Source organism: Acidovorax sp. KPB24-07 (genome assembly GCF_057543315.1).
In genome coordinates, this window is sequence record NZ_BAAJYS010000526.1 from 1 (window position 1) to 1934 (window position 1934).

General features: G+C 71.9%; 2 protein-coding genes and 1 pseudogene. All 3 read right to left on the reverse strand.

What is annotated here, in order from left to right:
* Positions 1–38: 38 nt before the first annotated feature.
* Positions 39–932 (reverse strand): alpha/beta hydrolase, encoded by an 894-nt coding sequence (locus AC27IQ_RS23440; RefSeq protein WP_487090988.1) that lies wholly within the window; start codon positions 930–932, stop codon positions 39–41.
* A gap of 11 nt (positions 933–943) precedes the next feature.
* Positions 944–1597 carry an MtnX-like HAD-IB family phosphatase gene (locus tag AC27IQ_RS23445; RefSeq protein ID WP_487090989.1) on the reverse strand — a complete coding sequence of 218 codons (654 nt, stop codon included), beginning with the start codon at positions 1595–1597 and terminating at the stop codon, positions 944–946.
* A 70-nt stretch (positions 1598–1667) separates the two neighbouring features.
* Positions 1668–1934: pseudogene (locus tag AC27IQ_RS23450) on the reverse strand (HlyD family secretion protein); the annotation flags it as partial.

A 1934-nucleotide genomic window follows, 5' to 3' on the forward strand; every position in this document is an offset into this window, starting at 1 on the left:
CACCAGTGGCGTGATGCCGCCCTCGGCCCCGGCCGGGTTCACGGCGTGCCCCCGCGGGCGACGTGCTCCGCGAACGCGACGGTGCGCGCCACGACGGCGCGGCGCTCCCGGTCGATGGTGATCATGTGGTAGCTGTCGTCCAGCAGCACCAGTTCCACCGGCGCGTACCGCACGCCCTGCACGATGGCCTGGGCGTTGGCGGCCGAGGCGATGTCGTCGTGGCGCGCATGCAGCACGAGGCAGGGCGAGCGCACGGCGTCCAGGCGCCGGCGAACGTGGGCGGCCAGCGCACGCATCTCGATCACGGACCACCACGGGTTGCCTGGCAGGCCGGCCGCCGAGCTGTCGCCCGATTGCATCTGCGCCACCACGCGCTCGCGCAGCGCCGCGTCCTTGATGCCGTAGGGCGGCTGCTCCATGAAGACGCGGCGGCGCCCGATGCCGAGCATGCGAAACAGCGGCAGCAAAAACGACAGCCGCGTGTACGCTGGCATGCTCCAGCCGTCGTAGCGGAAGGTGGGCGACAGCGCCACCACGCCGGCCACCTGGGCCGGGCGATCGGCGGCCAGCGCCAGCGCCAGCACGGCGCCCATCGAGAGGCCGCACGCCACGAGCCGGCCGCCGGTCACCATCGCCAGCCGGTCGGCGCCGCGCTGCACGCTGGCGTGCCAGTCATGCCAGCGCGTGGCCACCAGATCGTCCTGCGTGCCGCAGTGGCCGGCCAGCTGCACGGCCAGCACGGTGAAGCCGGCGCGGTGCAGGCCCTTGGCCAGCAGGCGCATTTCGTTGGGCGTGCCCGTCAGCCCGTGGATCAGCAGCACGCCGGTGCCGGCGTTCGGGCCGTGCCCACGCAGCAGGTATTCGTGCTGCGTGCCGGCATCGCCGGGGCGGGCCGCCGCGTCGCCCAGGGGGAGGGCGGTTTCGCGGGACATCACGGCGGCGTTCATGCCGCCAGTTCCATTGCCACGGGTTGCGGCAGCAGGGCGAGCGCCTGCGAGAAATCGGTGAATGCCGCATGGGCGATGCCGTGGTCCACGCAGTGCTGGATGAGCTTGTACTTGGCCAGCACGAAGTCGGCTCGGCCGGACACGCAGAAGTCCGAGGTGCTGTCGCCCACGTACAGCACGCGGCCATGCCGCTCGCGCTGCTCGGCCAGGCGCTCGCATTTGCAGTTGCCGCTGGCGCGGGCGCAGGCGGCGCTGGCCCAGGGCGATTGCAGCTGCCAGCTGCGCGGCCCGGTCTGCACCAGCCGGTTGGCGATCACCGGCAGGTCGCCCAGGCCATGGCGTTCCAGCACGGCATGGATGGCGTAGTCGATGCCGTCGCTCACCACCTGCACCGGCATGCCCCGCTCGCGGGCTGCGCGCACGAAGGCGCCGAAGTGCGGGTCCACCGCGATGGTGGCCAGGTGCGCGTCCAGCTCGGCGCGGTCCATGTCGAGCAGAGCCACCTGGCCCTTCATGCATTCGCGCGAGCCGATCTCGCCGCGCTCCCAGGCGGCCTCCAGCGCCTCCCAGCCGACGCGGCCGAAGCGCTGCAGCAGCGAGTCGGTCACGTCTTCGGTGCTGATGGTGCCGTCGAAGTCGCATTGCACCATCCAGCCCGAGCCGGTCGCGGGCTGGGAGACATGGCGTGCATCGACCAGGGCGATGCGGTGGGTTCTGGCGTCAATCATGGAAGCTCACTCTCACGTTCTGTCCGACCCGCGCGGTGGGCGCCTGATCGAACTCCAACACACATTCGACGATGCGCACGGGGCCGCGCTGGACGTCGTCCTGCAGCCGCCCGGTGCCGAGCACGGGGCTGATGCGCACCACATGCGCCGGCGGCATCGCCGCGGCTGCGGTGTCGCCATCGGTGGTGACGGTGGCGCGCTGGCCCACGTGCACCTGGGCCGCGTAGCTTTTCGTTCAGTTTCGGCCCGCACCACGAGC

Excerpts from the sequence above, each read along its gene's own strand:
- AC27IQ_RS23445 (WP_487090989.1), bottom strand. The coding sequence starts at position 1,597 with ATGGTGCAATGCGACTTCGACGGCACCATCAGCACCGAAGACGTGACC.
- AC27IQ_RS23440 (WP_487090988.1), bottom strand. The coding sequence starts at position 932 with ATGTCCCGCGAAACCGCCCTCCCCCTGGGCGACGCGGCGGCCCGCCCC.